The organism is Brevundimonas sp., from assembly GCF_035561115.1.
Classification (GTDB): Bacteria; Pseudomonadota; Alphaproteobacteria; order Caulobacterales; family Caulobacteraceae; genus Brevundimonas.
The window spans coordinates 1-15,481 of the sequence record NZ_DATMYH010000063.1; the positions used below are offsets into that span (position 1 = coordinate 1).

General features: G+C 69.9%; 13 protein-coding genes and 1 pseudogene. 10 read left to right on the plus strand and 4 right to left on the minus strand.

The window, feature by feature from the left end:
- The 3 genes and pseudogenes from VN378_RS08285 to VN378_RS08295 all read right to left on the minus strand — a co-directional run.
- Nucleotides 1-185, minus strand: a pseudogene (locus VN378_RS08285) (DNA mismatch repair protein MutS); the annotation flags it as partial.
- Nucleotides 182-442 carry a helix-turn-helix transcriptional regulator gene (locus VN378_RS08290; RefSeq protein ID WP_325742770.1) on the minus strand — a complete coding sequence of 87 codons (261 nt, stop codon included), beginning with the start codon at nt 440-442 and terminating at the stop codon, nt 182-184. The gene VN378_RS08290 and the pseudogene VN378_RS08285, both read right to left, overlap by 4 nt.
- 23 nt (nt 443-465) lie before the next feature.
- Nucleotides 466-972 carry a DUF2975 domain-containing protein gene (locus tag VN378_RS08295; protein WP_325742772.1) on the minus strand — a complete coding sequence of 169 codons (507 nt, stop codon included), beginning with the start codon at nt 970-972 and terminating at the stop codon, nt 466-468.
- A 564-nt stretch (nt 973-1,536) separates the two neighbouring features.
- Between VN378_RS08295 and rdgB the strand changes: the two genes are divergently transcribed.
- The 9 genes from rdgB (at nt 1,537) to VN378_RS08340 (ending at nt 11,190) form a co-directional block, all read left to right on the plus strand.
- Nucleotides 1,537-2,139, plus strand: a complete 603-nt coding sequence (gene rdgB / locus VN378_RS08300; protein ID WP_325742773.1) for an RdgB/HAM1 family non-canonical purine NTP pyrophosphatase — start codon at nt 1,537-1,539, stop codon at nt 2,137-2,139.
- Complete coding sequence (gene hemW / locus VN378_RS08305) at nt 2,132-3,295, plus strand: radical SAM family heme chaperone HemW (RefSeq protein ID WP_325742775.1); 1,164 nt, start codon at nt 2,132-2,134, stop codon at nt 3,293-3,295. Before rdgB ends, hemW begins: the two co-directional genes overlap by 8 nt.
- Nucleotides 3,296-3,337: 42 nt before the next feature.
- Nucleotides 3,338-4,210: a 16S rRNA (cytidine(1402)-2'-O)-methyltransferase gene (gene rsmI / locus VN378_RS08310; protein ID WP_325742777.1), complete on the plus strand. Its 873-nt coding sequence runs from the start codon at nt 3,338-3,340 to the stop codon at nt 4,208-4,210.
- A gap of 47 nt (nt 4,211-4,257) precedes the next feature.
- Complete coding sequence (locus tag VN378_RS08315; RefSeq protein WP_325742822.1) at nt 4,258-4,647, plus strand: YraN family protein; 390 nt, start codon at nt 4,258-4,260, stop codon at nt 4,645-4,647.
- Complete coding sequence (locus VN378_RS08320; protein ID WP_325742779.1) at nt 4,644-5,459, plus strand: SirB1 family protein; 816 nt, start codon at nt 4,644-4,646, stop codon at nt 5,457-5,459. Before VN378_RS08315 ends, VN378_RS08320 begins: the two co-directional genes overlap by 4 nt.
- Before the next feature lie 106 nt (nt 5,460-5,565).
- Nucleotides 5,566-6,510, plus strand: coding sequence for a glutathione synthase (gene gshB / locus VN378_RS08325; protein WP_325742781.1), 945 nt, complete (start codon nt 5,566-5,568; stop codon nt 6,508-6,510).
- Between the two features lie 84 nt (nt 6,511-6,594).
- Entirely contained in the window at nt 6,595-8,184 is a 1,590-nt protein-coding gene (locus VN378_RS08330) for a YifB family Mg chelatase-like AAA ATPase (protein ID WP_325742783.1), read from the plus strand.
- Between the two features lie 72 nt (nt 8,185-8,256).
- Complete coding sequence (locus tag VN378_RS08335; RefSeq protein WP_325742785.1) at nt 8,257-9,798, plus strand: response regulator; 1,542 nt, start codon at nt 8,257-8,259, stop codon at nt 9,796-9,798.
- A 33-nt stretch (nt 9,799-9,831) separates the two neighbouring features.
- Nucleotides 9,832-11,190, plus strand: coding sequence for an AmpG family muropeptide MFS transporter (locus VN378_RS08340; protein WP_325742787.1), 1,359 nt, complete (start codon nt 9,832-9,834; stop codon nt 11,188-11,190).
- A 1-nt stretch (nt 11,191) separates the two neighbouring features.
- On the opposite strand, the gene VN378_RS08345 is transcribed toward VN378_RS08340, so the two are convergent.
- Nucleotides 11,192-13,471 carry an NADP-dependent malic enzyme gene (locus VN378_RS08345; RefSeq protein WP_325742789.1) on the minus strand — a complete coding sequence of 760 codons (2,280 nt, stop codon included), beginning with the start codon at nt 13,469-13,471 and terminating at the stop codon, nt 11,192-11,194.
- A gap of 116 nt (nt 13,472-13,587) precedes the next feature.
- Here VN378_RS08345 and recQ point away from each other — a divergent pair, with 116 nt between their 5' ends.
- Nucleotides 13,588-15,459, plus strand: a complete 1,872-nt coding sequence (gene recQ, locus VN378_RS08350) for a DNA helicase RecQ (RefSeq protein ID WP_325742791.1) — start codon at nt 13,588-13,590, stop codon at nt 15,457-15,459.
- Nucleotides 15,460-15,481: the final 22 nt, after the last annotated feature.

Genomic DNA, 15,481 nt, shown 5'->3' on the forward strand with positions numbered 1-15,481 from the left:
GTCCAGGCGGGAACGACGCCGGAGGGCTTCACCGGCTTCTTGGGGAGTGGGGCGGGCGGAGGATCGGCGACGGCGGCGCCGGGAATCACCCGTACGGCCTTCCTGGGTCTGGACGGCTTCACCGAGCCCGCCACCCGCGCCCAGATGCGGCGGTCCTCCGGGCTCAGGTCGTCGCGGCGGCTCATGTCGTGCCGGAGGCGTCCCCGTCGGCGTCCTCGTCGGAGCCCGGGTCCTGCGGCCCCGGCGTCTGGACCAGCAGGTCGCCGGGCTGGCAGTTCAGTTCGCGGCACAGGGCGTCCAGGGTCGAAAACCGGATGGCCCGGGCCTTGCCCGTCTTCAGGATCGACAGATTGGCCAGGGTCACGCCGACGCGGTCGGCCAGCTCGGTCAGCGACATGCGCCGTTCGACGAGGATGCGATCTAGCTGGACGCGAATGGCCATGGCGGGGCTCTAGCGGACCTTTTTCAGATTGTCAGTTCGGATTCGCGGCGCAGGCGCGCGCCCTCGCGGAACACTTCGGCGAGGACGAAGACGACGAGGACGGAAAATGCGGGGGTGACCAGGTCGAACATGCCGGGCGGCTCGAGCGCGCCGCGCACCAGCCGCGACACAAGGGTCTGGCCGATCCAGGCGCCGCCGGTGACGACGGCCAGGGTCAGGCCGATCTGCTTCAGCCGGCTGACGTTGGCGGGCTGGAAGGGGTCGCCGATGCGCAGGCTGTGCACGATGCGGCGCAGGTGGCGCAGGATCAGGGCGAAACCGCCCAGATAGCCGGTGATGGCGCCGACGCCGAACAGGACATAGGCCCGCGGGACAGGCACGCTGGTGCCGCCGTCGTCGGACGTCGCGGTCAGGCCGAGGGGGCCCATCGGCACGAAGGCCATGAAAATGAAGAAGAGGGCGGCGGCCAGGGTCAGCAACGCCAGGATCCAGAAGGCGGCCCAGAGGGCGACGCCGAGCAGGCTGGACATGGATCCGGGACCAATTCCCGGAAGGGCAGGCGGGCGAATCCCGAGCGGTATCGTCTTCGGGAAGCGCATGGTCGGGCCTCGTCAGTCGGCCGGGGTTCGGGGCGAGGATGCCGCGCGGGGTCCGGCGAACCCACACGCGGGCTTATTCATCGCGATTGTCATGCCGATCGTCAAAGCTCCGATGAGACATTCTGTTTGGCCTGCCGCCCGTCGGGCTGCATCAGGCCGGGGAAGAATCACAGAGCCTGGATCAGAGTGGCGACCAGGGCGGTCGGCAGGGCGGCGAGCAGGAAGGCGTTGAGGACGCCGTGGCCGACCTTTTCGATGAAGTGGGAAGCGTTCATGGTGTTCATGGTCTTTCTCCGTAGTTCCTGAGTGAGGGATATTTTCACCCCTCGTTCGTTGTTCCGCTGCATCGATCTTGCCGATTTCGGCTTGTTCGGGGAACGTCGCGGCGTCCGTTCTTGAAGACATAGATAGGACGTGCGTTGAAGAAAGTCATGTTACATATCGTTTAACGATATTAAACTTTGGCAATGGATTGTTGCGGAGCGCGTGATCGGAATGAAATTCAATCTTATCAAAGGGATGCGGCTGGTCGTGGCGACCCACAACCCCGGCAAGGCGGTCGAGATCGACGCGCTGCTGAACGGACATTACGACGTGGTCACCGCGGCCGGCCTGAACCTGCCGGAGCCTGAAGAGACCGAGAGCACCTTTGCGGGCAACGCCCTGCTGAAGGCGCGTCACGCGGCGGACCGGTCCGGCGAGGTCGCCCTGGCCGACGACTCGGGCCTGTCGGTCGCGGCGCTGGATGGGGCTCCGGGCATATTTTCCGCGCGCTGGGCCGGACCCGACAAGGATTTCGCCTTCGCCATGCGCCGCGTGGAAGAAAGACTCGAGGAGATCGGTTCCGACGATCGGCGCGCCTGGTTCACATCGGCGCTGGCCGTGGCCTGGCCCGACGGGCCGGCGGTGGTGGTCGAGGGCCGGGTCGACGGTCTGCTGACCTTCCCGCCGCGCGGCGACCGCGGCTTCGGCTATGACCCCATCTTCATTCCCGAAGGCCACGGCCTGACCTTCGGCGAACTCGATCCGGCGCTGAAGGATTCGATCAGCCACCGCGCCCGGGCGTTCGCGAAGCTGAAAGCGGCGCTGATTGACTGATCCGGTTCCAGATCCCGGGAACGACGTCGCCCTGTACGTTCACTGGCCGTACTGCGCGCGCATCTGCCCCTATTGCGACTTCAACGTGGTGCGCGACCGGGGGCGGACGGAGGAACAGGCGGGTCTGGTCCGCGCGATCCTGACGGACCTGGAGACCCAGGCGGCCCTGACCGGCCCGCGCCGGCTGGCCTCGATCTTCTTCGGAGGCGGCACGCCCTCGCTGATGGCGCCTGACGCGGTCGGGGCGGTGATCGCGCGGGCGAAAGGCCTGTTCGAACCGCGCGGACCGATCGAGATCACCCTGGAGGCCAATCCCACCGACGCCGAGGCCGACCGGTTCGACGCCCTTGCCGACGCCGGGGTCAACCGCCTGTCCATGGGGGTTCAGGCCCTGGACGACGCGGCCCTGGCCTTCCTCGGCCGCAACCATTCGGCGGACGAGGCCCGCCGCGCCGTGGCCGTCGCCGGCCGCGCCTTCGCCCGGCTGTCGATCGACCTGATCTACGCCCGGCCCGGCCAGACCGTGGACGGATGGACGGCCGAACTGACCGAGGCCCTCGACATGGGGTTCGAGCACGTCTCGCCCTATCAACTGACCATCGAGCCCGCGACCGCCTTCGGCCGCGCCGTCGCCCGCCACGCCTGGACGCCCCCGGACGAGGATCTGTCCGCCGCCCTCTATGAGACCACGCAAGCCGTGCTCGAGGGCGCGGGGTTCGAGGCCTATGAGGTGTCCAACCACGCCCGCGGCGTCGCGGCCCGGTCGTCGCACAATCTGCACGTCTGGCGCGGCGGGGACTATCTCGGCGTCGGGCCGGGCGCGCACGGGCGGCTGACGTTGAACGGCGTCCGGACGGCGACCGTCGCGCAGCGGGGGATCGGCGGATATCTGACCGGCGTCCCGGCGGGCGCGCCGTGGTCGGAGCGGGCGGCCCAGTCGCCGGCCGAGGCCGCCGAGGAGAAGGTGCTGCTGGGGCTGCGCACCGTCGAGGGTGTCGGGCTGGGCGAGTTGACCGCTCTGGGCCTGTCGCCGGAAGCCGAGCCGTTGGCCGGACTGATCGCCGACGGCTTCCTGTCGCGGCGCGACCAGCGGGTCGTGGCGACGGCGCAGGGCCGCCCGGTTCTGGACGGCGTATTGCGCGCCCTGCTGGTATGACCGCCCTTGAGCGGGCCGGTCGCGGCTGGCACGGTCCCGGCTATGTCTGATCCCTCGCCGTTTCCGCCGACCGCACCGCCGCCGCGCACCGTGGCGTCGGGCCTGTATCTGGTGGCGACGCCGATCGGGAACCTGAGGGACATGACCCTGCGGGCGCTGGATGTTCTGGCCGCCGCCGATCTGGTGCTGGCCGAGGACACCCGGGTGACCGCCAAACTGCTGTCGGCCTATGGGCTGAAGGTAAAGCTCGAGCGCTGCGACGACCACGCCTCGGCGCGGGCCGCGGAACTGGCCATCGAACGGCTGCGCGAGGGGGCGGTGGTGGCGCTGGTGTCGGACGCGGGGACGCCGCTGGTCAGCGACCCCGGCTTCGTGGTCGCCCGCGCGGTGATCGCCGAGGGCCTGCCGGTGCATCCGATCCCGGGCCCGTCCAGCCTGCTGGCGGCGCTTTGCATCGCCGGCCTGCCCGCCGACCGGGTGCTGTTCGCCGGCTTCCTGCCGCCGAAATCCGGCGCGCGGCGCACGATGCTGGAAGAGGTGCGGACCGCGCGCCAGACCCTGGTCTTCTTCGAGAGCGGCCCCCGTCTGGCCGACAGTCTCGCCGACATGGCGGCGGTGCTCGGCCCGCGCCCCGCCGCCGTCGCCCGCGAACTGACCAAGCTGTACGAGGAATGCGTTCGCGGTTCGCTGGCCGAACTGGCCGTCGATCCGCGCTGCCAGTCGCCCAGGGGGGAGATCGTCGTGGTCGTGGGGCCCGGCGAAACCGAGGTCGCCTCCGAGGCCGACGCCGATGCGGCCCTGGCCGAGGCCATGACCCGCCTGCCGCCCGGCGAGGCCGCCGCCGAGGTGTCGCGGGCGCTGAACCTGCCGCGCAAACCCCTCTACAAGCGGGCGCTGGAGATGCAGGGGCGGTGAAGCGCCCGAAGCCCGCGACCCGGCTGAAGGCGCCGAAGGCCGCGCGCATCAAACGGGACTGGCGTATCGGTCTGGGATCGCGGGCGCACCGGGCCGGCCACGGCTCGGAATGGCTGGCGGCGGCGCTGCTGATGGCGAAGGGCTATCAGGTTCTCGGCTTCCGCCTGAAGACCCGCAGCGGCGAGATCGACATCCTGGCGCGGCGCGGCAGGATCCTGTCCGTGGTCGAGGTAAAGCGCCGGGCCACGCTTGAGGCCGCCCTGAACGCCCTGACCCCGGATCAGTACGATCGCCTGCTGGCCGCGGGCCGGGCGGTGTTGCGCCAAAGACCCAGCTTGGCCGGTCATGTGTTGAGAATCGATATGGTGGCGCTGGCTCCCGGGCGGTTTCCGCGCCATCGTCGCGGCGTTGACGCCTTCGGGAGGGGCGCCGCATGACTCGCGACGATGCAATCGCCGTGCTGACCGAGGCTGGACAGGCCGGGGATGAGGCGTTCCCTCTGCTCGAGGCGGCCATCGCCTGCGCCATCCACGACTATCCGTTCCGCGATCCCGAACCGGTCCGGACCCTGGCCAATCATGCGGCCGACCGGCTGGCCGAGCGCATCGGCGGCGAAAGCCCCGACGACGCCCTGGCCGAGACCATGGCCGCCGATCTGCGGCTCAATGGCGACCTGCTGCACTATGACGACGCCGCCAACACCGATGTCATCGACGTGGCCGAACGCCGGCGCGGCCTGTCGGTGGCGCTCAGCGTCTTCTACCTCGACGCGGCGCGGCGGGCCGGGGTGAAGGCCCAGGGCGTCGACTTCCCCGGCCATTTCCTGCTGCGCGTAGAGACGCCCGAGGGCCCGGTGGCGCTGGACCCTTTCAGCCAGGGTCGGCTGGTTCTGCCGTCGGAACTGACGCGCCGCGCGCTCAGGGCCGGCCTGACCCCGCACGTGGCCGACCGTCTGGACGTGCTGATGGCGCCGGTCAGCGAGCGGCAGGCCCTGATCCGGATGCAGAACGTCCTGTTCAGCCGCGCCATCCGCGCCCAGGATTTCGAGGGCGCCGAGCGCTCGGCCCTGCGCCGCGCCCTGCTCGACCCCGAGGATCACCGTCCCTGGCTTGACGTGGCCGCCGCGCGGGAGAAGCAGGGGGCGCTGGCCGGCGCGCTGGAGGCCCTGTCGCACGCCCGGACGCTGGACGACCCGATGGAGGTCACCCGCCGGATGTCGGTCGATCGGGTCAGGCTCCAGCTCAACTAGGCTTGCGCCGCCGCCCCTCGCTGCCCATTAGCCAAGGCACGGCTGAGCGCCCTTGAACGCGCGGGCCTCAAGTAGCGCGACGCGCGGTAGGCCCAGGGAAGATGTCATGTTGAGAGTCGCGATCCAGATGGACCCCATCGAGGCGGTCAACATCGAGTCCGACACGACCTGGCTGATGATGATCACGGCGCAGGATCGGGGCTACGCCCAGTGGGTCTATGATTTCCGCACCCTGGCGCTGGAAGACGGCAGGCTGTTCTGCCGCGCCCGGCCCGTGACCCTGCGCCAGACCGCCGGAGATCATGTGAGCTTCGGCGACGAGGTGAAGCTGGATCTCGGCGCCGACGTCGACGTCATCCTGATGCGCCAGGACCCGCCGTTCGACATGGCCTATGTGACGGCGACCTATCTGCTGGAGACGGTGCACCCGGGCACGCTGGTGGTGAACGATCCGGCCGAGGTCCGCTCGGCTCCCGAGAAGCTGCTGGCGACGCGCTTCCCGGGCCTGCAGCCGCCGACCCTGATCTCGTCGGATCCGGTCGCCCTGGTCGATTTCCACGAACGCCATGGCGACGTGGTGCTGAAGCCGCTGCACGGCGCGGCCGGTTCGGGCGTGGTCAGGCTGAAGGCCGGCGACCCCAATCTCGAGGCTCTGATCGAAATCCATGCGACGGGCAGCCGGGATCCGCTGGTGATCCAGAAATTCATCCCGGCGGTCGAAAAGGGCGACAAGCGGATCATCCTGATCGACGGCGAGCCGGTGGGGGCGATCAACCGCATTCCGGCCTCCGGCCAGGTGCGGTCCAACCTGCGGGTCGGGGGCACGGCGGCGCCGGTCGAACTGACCGCCCGCGACCGCGAGATCTGCGCCGCCATCGGCGCGACGCTGAAGGCGCGCGGCCTGATCTTTGTCGGTATCGACGTCATCGGCGACTACCTGACCGAGATCAACGTCACCTCGCCGACCGGCGCCCAGCAGCTGAAGCGGTTCACCGGCGTCGACGCCGCCGCACTGATGTGGGACGCGATCGAGCGCAAGCGCGGAGCTTGACGTTTGGGTTGAGGCGCGGCCGAGATTAAGGTTGCGCGAGCTCCGGGTTCGTGTTTCGTTCCCCTCCGGACACGGGAGGGCGCGGTGGCGGCTCGGGTTGTGACGGTCGCGTTCGAAGGCGTCGAGGCGCGGCGCGTCGATGTCGAGGTGCAGCTGGTCGGCAATGACGGCCCGATCGTCTTCGCCATCGTCGGCCTGCCCGACAAGGCCGTCGCCGAGAGCCGCGAACGGGTGCGCGGCGCCTTCGCCGGCATCGGCCTGGCCCTGCCTTCGCGGCGGATCATCGCCAATCTGGCTCCCGCCGACCTGCCGAAGGAAGGCAGCCATTTCGACCTGCCGATCGCCCTGGCCCTGCTGGCCGCCATGGGGGTGATCGCGCCGGATGCGCTGGACGGCTGGGCGGCCGTAGGCGAGCTGAATCTGGACGGCCAGATCGCGCCGGTGGGCGGAACCCTGCCGGCGGCGGTCGCGGCCTCGGCCATGGGGCTGGGCCTGATCTGTCCCGAGGCCAACGGGCCCGAGGCGGCCTGGGCGGGGGACGTCAACATCCTGGCCCCGCGCTCGTTGATCGGCCTGGTCAATCATTTCAAGGGCAGTCAGGTGCTGCGCGCGCCCGGCCCCGGACCGGTGCGGATGGGGGCGGCGGTTCCCGACCTGCGCGAGGTCAAGGGTCAGGAGAGCGCCAAGCGTGCGCTCGAGATCGCAGCGGCGGGCGGCCACAACCTGCTGTTCGTCGGGCCGCCGGGCTCGGGCAAGTCCATGATGGCGGCGCGTCTGCCGGGCCTGCTGCCGCCGCTGACGCCGCAGGAGCTGCTGGAGACCTCCATGGTCTGGTCCGTGGCCGGTCTGATCGAGCGCGGAGCCCTGACGCGCGACCGGCCGTTCCGCGCGCCGCACCACTCGGCCTCGATGGCGGCCCTGACCGGTGGCGGGCTCAAGGCCAAACCGGGCGAGGCGTCGCTGGCGCACAACGGCGTGCTGTTCCTGGACGAGCTACCGGAATATTCGGCCCAGGCGCTGGATTCCCTGCGGGCGCCGCTGGAAACCGGCGAGATCGTGGTGGCGCGGGCCAACGCCCATGTCCGCTATCCGGCCCGTTTCCAGCTGGTCGCGGCCATGAATCCCTGCCGGTGCGGAATCGGTGGCGGCGGCAAGGGCGCTTGCGGCAAGGCTCCGCGCTGCCAGCGCGACTATCAGAACCGCATCTCGGGGCCGATGTTCGACCGCATCGACCTGACCGTCGAGACGCCGCCGGTCACGGCGTCCGACATGGCCCTGCCGCCGCCGGCCGAGGGCACGGCGGAGGCGGCCGCCCGGGTGTTCGCCGCCCGCGCCATGCAGGAAGACCGGCTGCGCGGCGCCGGGATCGACCCGGCCGTGGCCCGCGACCAGGCCGTCAACGCCCGGGCCTCGGGCGAGACGCTGGACCGGTTCGCCACGCCGGACGAGGCGGGGCGGGCCCTGTTGATGCGAGCCGGGGAAGCCGGCGGGCTGACCGCGCGGGGCTGGACCCGGACCCTGCGGCTGGCCCGCACCATCGCCGACCTCGACGGACGCGACGGGGTGCTGCGCCGGCATATCGCCGAGGCCCTGGTCTATCGCCGCTCGGCCGTAGGGGCGCAGGACGATTTCGAGCGTCAGACCTCCCATCGCGCGGACGTCCCTGCTTTCTGACGGCTTTTGAGCGGGCGTTAACCCCTGACGCCGCATGTTTCCCGCCGAACGTGAAGGGGCGTGGGGGCCAGAATGGCGCGACGGACGAAGACCACGGGACCGATGGAGGCGCAGTCCGCGCAGACGGATGCGCCCGAGCAGCAGTTCCTGCGCCTGATGAGCCACGAGATGCGCACGCCCCTGAACGGCGTCATCGGCATGCTGGGGCTTCTGCAACGCACGCGGCTGGACGGGGCGCAGCGCGCCTACGCCGAGGCGGCGCGATCCTCGGCCGAGCATCTGCTGGGCCTGGTCAACGACCTGCTCGACTACGCCCGGCTGGAGGCCGGCAAGCTGGAATTCGACGCCGCGCCGGTCGACCTCGAGGCGCTGGTGCGCGGCGTCACCGAACTGCTGAGCCCGCGGGCCCACGACAAGGGACTGGAGATCGTCTGGTCGGTCGCCGCCGACGCGGTCGACATCATCGGCGACGAGGGCCGGTTGCGGCAGGTGCTGTTCAACCTGGCCGGCAACGCCGTGAAATTCACCGAGACCGGCGGCGTGCGCATCACCGTCGAACGGGTCAACGGCGTGGCGTCCCGGCCCAGGCTGGCCTTCATCATCGACGACACCGGCCCGGGCGTGCCGGCCGAGGCGCGCAAGCGGATCTTCGAGGAGTTCGGCCATGTCGACGCCTCGGACGCCAGCCGGTTCGGCGGCGCCGGCCTGGGCCTGGCCGTGGTGTCGAAACTGGCGGCGGCGATGAAGGGGACCGTCACGGTCGGCGACCGGCCCGACGGCCCCGGCGCGCGCTTCCGCTTCGAGGCCGCCTTCCCGGCGGTGAAGAACGCGGTCCGCACCCGCTCGCTGGAAGGCCGTACGGTCAATGTGATCAGCCCGGATCCGTTCGTGAAGTCCGCAGCCATCGCCCAGATCGAGGCGTCGGGCGGCCGATACAGGACCGATGCGGACGTGGTCCTGATCGATCATGCGGCGCGCGCCGCCGGATCGGGCATGGTCGCCCGGCCGGCCCAGGGCCGCGGCGTCATCCTGCTGAAGCCGTCCGAGCGCGACCTGATCGCCCGCTACAAGGGCGCCGGCTTCCACGGCTATCTGATCAAGCCCCTGCGCCGCGCCTCGGTGGCCGAGCGGGTGCTGGCGGCCGCCGGGACCCGGGTTCCGATGCAGCCCGGCCTGCCGCCCCCGCCTCCGCCCGAGGACGACCGCGTGGCGACGACCCGATTTTCGGGCACGCGGGTGCTGCTGGTCGAGGACAATCCGGTCGGAGCCCTGCTGGCCGCGACCCTGCTGCGGCGCGAGGGCTGCGCCGTCGAGACGGCCGCCAGCGGCCATGAGGCCGTCGATGCGATGAAGCGGGCCCGCTACGACCTGGTCTTCATGGACATGCGGATGCCCGGCATGGACGGGCCCAGCGCGGCCCGGGCCATCCGCGCCCGCGGCGACCAGACGCCGATCGTGGCCCTGACCGCCCACGCCTTCGCCGAGGACCGCCGCACCTGCCTCGAGGCCGGGATGGACGATCATCTGGTCAAGCCGCTGGAGCTGGAAAGCCTGCGGGCGTCGCTGGCCCGCTGGACGAACCGCGCGGAGCGCGCCAAGGTCGCCGTCGGATAGGGACGCGGGGGCGTCGCTTCGAGGGACGCACCGATGACTGACAGCTCCACGGACGCCGCGCCGCGCAAGGCGGGCACGAAGGATGTCTTCAAGGCGCTGGGTCGGGGTCGCGTCCTGATCACCCTGCTGCTGGGCTTCGGCTCCGGCCTGCCGTTCCTGCTGACGGGGGCGACCCTCAGCCTCTGGCTGGCAGAAGGCGATGTCGCCCTGTCCGCCATCGGCTTTATCTCGTGGGTGGGCCTCGCCTATTCGTTCAAATTCCTCTGGGCGCCGGTGGTCGACCGGTTCGACGTTCCGATCCTCGGATTGTTCGGACGGCGGCGCGGCTGGATGCTGTTGTCCCAGATTCTGGTCGGCGGCGCCCTGATCGCCATGGCGATCATCGGTCCCGAGGGCGGGCTGACCGCCCTGGGGTCGGCCGCCCTTGTGACGGCCTTCGCATCGGCGACCCAGGACATCGTCGTCGACGCCTGGCGGATCGAGACCGCCGAGAACGACGAGGACCTGAGTCTGCTGACCTCGGCCTATCAGCTGGGCTACCGGTTCGCGATGCTGGCTGGCAATGCGCTGATCCTGTTCTTCGCGACCTGGTTCGGCTGGAACGGCGCCTACGGTATCTGGGGGGCGGCCATGTCGATCGCCATCATCGCGACCCTCTTCGCCAAGGAGCCGCTGGACCGGTCTGAAATCGGCAAGGCGATCGGCCATGCAGCGCCGTGGACCCTGCGCGGCATCTACGACGCAGTGGTCGGGCCGTTCATCAACTTCCTCGCGACGCACAAGACCGCCGCCCTGCTCATGCTGGCGGCGATCAGCCTTTACCGGCTGCCGGATTTCGTCATGGGACCGATGGTCGGCCCCTTCTACCTCGAACTGGGTCTGACCAAGGAGGCCATCGGCGCCATGCGCCTGACGTTCGGTCTGGCGGGCTCGATCACGGGCATCGCCGCCGGAGGCTTGTTCGCGCTCCGGTTCGGTTTTGGCCGGACGCTGCTGCTCGGCGCCCTGATCGGGCCGATGTCGAACCTCGGCTATACGCTGATGGCCATGGTCGGTCTGTCGACGCCGATGTTCGCCGGCGTCCTGTTCGTCGAGAATTTCAGCGAGGGCCTGGCCGGGGCTGCGCTGGTCGCCTACATGTCGAGCCTGACCGGCATCGGCTATACGGCGACCCAGTACGCCCTGCTGAGCTCGTTCTACGCCCTGCTCGGCAAGTTCCTGAAGGGTTTCTCGGGCGTGGTCGTCGAGGGTCTGCAGCAGGGGCATGAGCTGATGGTCGCCTATGCGCTGTTCTTCGCCGGCACGGCCGCGGTGGGCATCCCCGCGGTGTTCCTGTGCTGGCTGCTGGACCGCCGGAACCGCCGTCTGAAGGCGGAGGCGGGTCTCATCTAGGTCAGCCCTCCGCCGAGGCCCCTTCGTCATAGGCGGCGAAGGTGGCGGCGGTGATGATCTCGCTGACCGAGGCGCCGAGGCTGACGATCTGGACCGACTTCTCCAGACCGACCAGCAGCGGACCGATCACCGTCGCGCCGCCCAGCTGCTGGACCAGACGGGTCGAGATGGCGGCCGAATGGATGGCCGGCATGACCAGCACATTGGCGTGGCCGGTCAGGCGCATGAAGGGATAGGCGGCGCGGGCCTCGGGATCGAGGGCCAGCTCGGGCGGCATCTCGCCCTCGTATTCGAAATCGCAGCCGCGCTGGTCGAGGATGCGGATCGCCTCGCGCACCTTCTCGCCGCGGTCGCCCGGAGGGTTGCCGAAGGTCGAGTAGGACAGGAAGGCGACGCGCGGGGTCTTGCCCAGCTTGCGCACCGTCTCGGCCGCCTGGATGGCGATCTCGGCCAGTTCCTCGGCGTTCGGAAGTTCGTGGATCGAGGTGTCGGCGACGAACAGGGTGCGCCCCCTGGCCAGCAGGATCGACATGCCGATCATGCGATTCTTCACGTCGAGGACGCGCCGGACCTCCTTCAGCACCATGTTGAAATTGCGGGTCACGCCGGTGACCATGCAGTCGGCCTGGCCGCGCGCGCACATGGCGGCGGCGAAATAGTTGCGGTCCTGGTTGATCATCCGCTGCACGTCGCGCTTCAGATAGCCGCGGCGCTGCAGGCGGGCGTAGAGCCAGTCGGTGTAGTCGGCGTTGTGCTCGCTGACCCGGGCGTTGACGATCTCGATGCCGAGGTCGTCGAAGACCAGGCCGGCCTCGGCGGCGTTCTTGCGGATCAGCTCCTCGCGGCCCAGCAGGATGGGCGTGCCCAGTTCGGCCTGTTTGAAGCCCCAGGCGGCGCGGATGACGGCCGTCTCCTCGCCCTCGGCGAAGACCACCCGCTTGTTCGGGCCGGCGCGCACGGCGGCCGAGATGTTCTGCATCAGGGCCGCCGAGGGATCGAGCCGCGAACGCAGCTGCGTCCGGTAGGCGTCCATGTCCTCGATCGGCTTGCGCGCCACGCCGGTGTCCATCGCCGCCTGGGCGACGAAGGGCGGGATGTACCAGATCAGGCGCGGGTCGAACGGCGTGGGAATGATGTAGTCGCGGCCGAATTTCAGCTTGCGGCCGCGATAGGCGGCGGCGACCTCGTCCGGCACGTCCTCGCGGGCGAGGGCCGCCAGGGCCCGGGCGCAGGCGATCTTCATCTCGTGATTGACGCGGCGGGCGCGGACGTCGAGCGCCCCGCGGAAGATGTAGGGGAAGCCGAGGACGTTGTTGACCTGATTGACATAGTCGGATCGGCCGGTGGCCATGATGGCGTCCGAGCGCACCGACAGCACGTCCTCCGGCGTGATTTCCGGGTCCGGATTGGCCATGGCGAAGATGATCGGATTGGGCGCCATGGAGGCGACCATCTCCTTGGTGATCGCGCCCTTGGCGGACAGGCCCAGGACCACGTCGGCGCCGACCATGGCCTCGGCCAGGGTGCGGTGCGGGGTGTCGGTGGCGTGGGCGGCCTTCCACTGGTCGACGTTGTCCCGACCCTTGTAGACCACCCCGTCGCGGTCGACGATGACAGTGTTCTCCTGCCGCACCCCGGCGGCCTTCATCAGGCCGATGGACGACAGGCCGGCGGCGCCGGCGCCGGCCAGGACGACCTTCAGGTCCTCCAGCTTCTTGCCGGCGATATGGGCGGCGTTGATCAGGGCCGCGGTCGAGATGATGGCGGTGCCGTGCTGGTCGTCGTGGAAGACCGGGATGTCCAGCAGGTCCTGCAGCTGGCTTTCGATGACGAAGCATTCGGGGGACTTGATGTCCTCCAGATTGATGCCGCCCCAGGTGTCGCCGATGTTCTTGACCACGGTGACGAACTCGTCCGGGTCGGTGGTCTTGACCTCGACGTCGAAGCTGTCGACGTCGGCGAAGCGTTTGAAGAGGACGCATTTGCCCTCCATCACCGGCTTGGAGGCCATGTGGCCGAGGTTGCCGAGGCCGAGGATGGCCGTGCCGTTCGAGATCACGGCGACCAGATTGCTCTTGGACGTATAGTCGTAGGCCTTGTCCGCATCGTCGGCGATGGCAAGGACCGGAATGGCGACGCCGGGCGAATAGGCCAGCGACAGGTCGCGCTGCGTCGCCATGGGCTTGGTCGGCGCCATGGAGATCTTGCCCGGTGTCGGGCTGCGGTGGAACTCCAGCGCGTCTTCGTCGGAGAAGGTCTGTTTGTCGGTCAGGTCGGCCATGGAGTGTTCCTAGAGCGGGGGACCGGCCGGGACAACAGCTGCCCCCCTCCACAGGCAGGCCTCAACGGCCCAACTTCCCGACTGACAAACGAGAACAAATGAGGCACAAGCGCGCCATGCTCGCCGATTCAACCCTGACGTCAATTGCCGCGCCGTCGCTCGCCGACGCCCGGGCGACGCTGGAGCGGGTCTGGGGCCACGGCGACTTCCGCGGGCTGCAGGCGGACGTGGTCGCCGAGATCCTCGCGGGACGGGACGTTCTGGCCGTCCTGCCCACCGGCGGCGGCAAGTCGGTCTGCTACCAGATTCCGGCCATGCTGCGCCCGGGCCTCGGCCTTGTCGTCTCGCCCCTGATCGCCCTGATGACCGACCAGGTCGAGGCGCTGAAACAACAGGGCGTGGCCGCCGCCCGGCTCGATTCCGGCGTCTCCATGGACGACCGCTCGGCCATCTGGCGTCAGGCCAGGGCTGGCGAGCTGGACCTGCTCTATGTCTCGCCTGAGGGACTGGCCCAGCCGCATCTGATCGACCGGCTGCACGACCTGCCGCTGAGTCTGATCGCCATCGACGAAGCCCACTGCGTCAGCCAGTGGGGCCACGACTTCCGCCCCGACTACCGGACCCTGGGCCGTCTGGCCGAGCTCTTCCCCGGCACGCCCCGCATCGCGGTGACGGCCACCGCCGACGCCCGCACCCGCGACGACATCGTCCGCTCGCTGCGGCTCGAAGGCGCGAAAGTTCTCGTCGACAGCTTCGCCCGCCCCAACCTGCAGCTCTCGGCCGTGCGCAAGGAGAACGCCTCGCGGGCGAAGACCGACGCCGCCGTCATCGATCTGGTTCGCCAGCGGCGCGGCAAGTCGGGCGTCGTCTACTGCGGCTCGCGCGACGGCTGCGAGCGCGTGGCCGACGCCCTGAAGGCCGCCGGAACCAACGCCATCGCCTATCACGCCGGCATGGACGCCCGCGACCGCGACCGTCGGCTCGAGCGCTTCCTGGCCGAGGACGGGGCCGTCATGGTGGCGACCATCGCCTTCGGCATGGGGGTCGACAAGGCCGACGTCCGCTTCGTCATCCACGCCGATCCGCCCGGCTCCCTGGAGGCCTACTGGCAGGAAATCGGCCGCGCCGGGCGCGACGGCGAACCCGCCGAAGGCATCACCCTGTACGGCCCGTCCGACATCGCCTGGACCCTGAAACGCCTCGACGGCCGCCCCATGGCCGAAGAGGTCAAGGCGGTGCAGGTGCGCAAGGCCCGCCAGCTGTTCGCCATGCTGGACGGCGCGACCTGCCGCCCGCAGACGGTGCGCCGCTATTTCGGCGAGGGCGCGGCCCAGCCCTGCGGCGTCTGCGACATCTGCCTCGACCCGCCCGCCGTCTTCGACGCCACTGTTCCCGCCCAGAAGGCGCTGGCCGCCGTCCAGAGGCTGGGCGAACGCTTTGGCAAGACCCGCGTCATCGACCACCTGCTCGGCAAGACGAAGGAGGTCCAGCCGTGGGAGACGGCCCTGTCGACCTGGGGCATCGGCGCCGACGTCGCGCTGCATACATGGCGCGACGTGGTCGACCATCTGATGTTCGAGGGCCTGCTGGTCGAGGACCCCAACGACGGCAAGCCGCTGGTCCGCATCGGCGACCCGGAGGCCGTCCGCGCCGTCTATCGCGGCGAGCGCATGGTCGAGGTCCGCCTGACCCCCGCCCGCGTGGTCGGCTCGAAGGAGCGCGTCCGGACCGGCCGCAACGCCGCGCTGGAAACCATGGACGCCGACGTCCGCGCCCGCTTCGAGACCCTGCGCGCCTGGCGCCGCGACCGGGCGTCCGAACAACGCGTCCCGCCCTATGTCATCTTCCAGGACAAGACCCTGCTGGAAATCGCCATCGCCGAGCCCGGAGACCTCGAAACGCTGAGCCACATCCCGGGCGTCGGTCAGACCAAGCTGGACCGTTACGGCAAGGGCGTTCTGGCCGCGCTCAGCCAGGCTGTGGATTGAAACCGGTGTTCGCAAGGTAAGG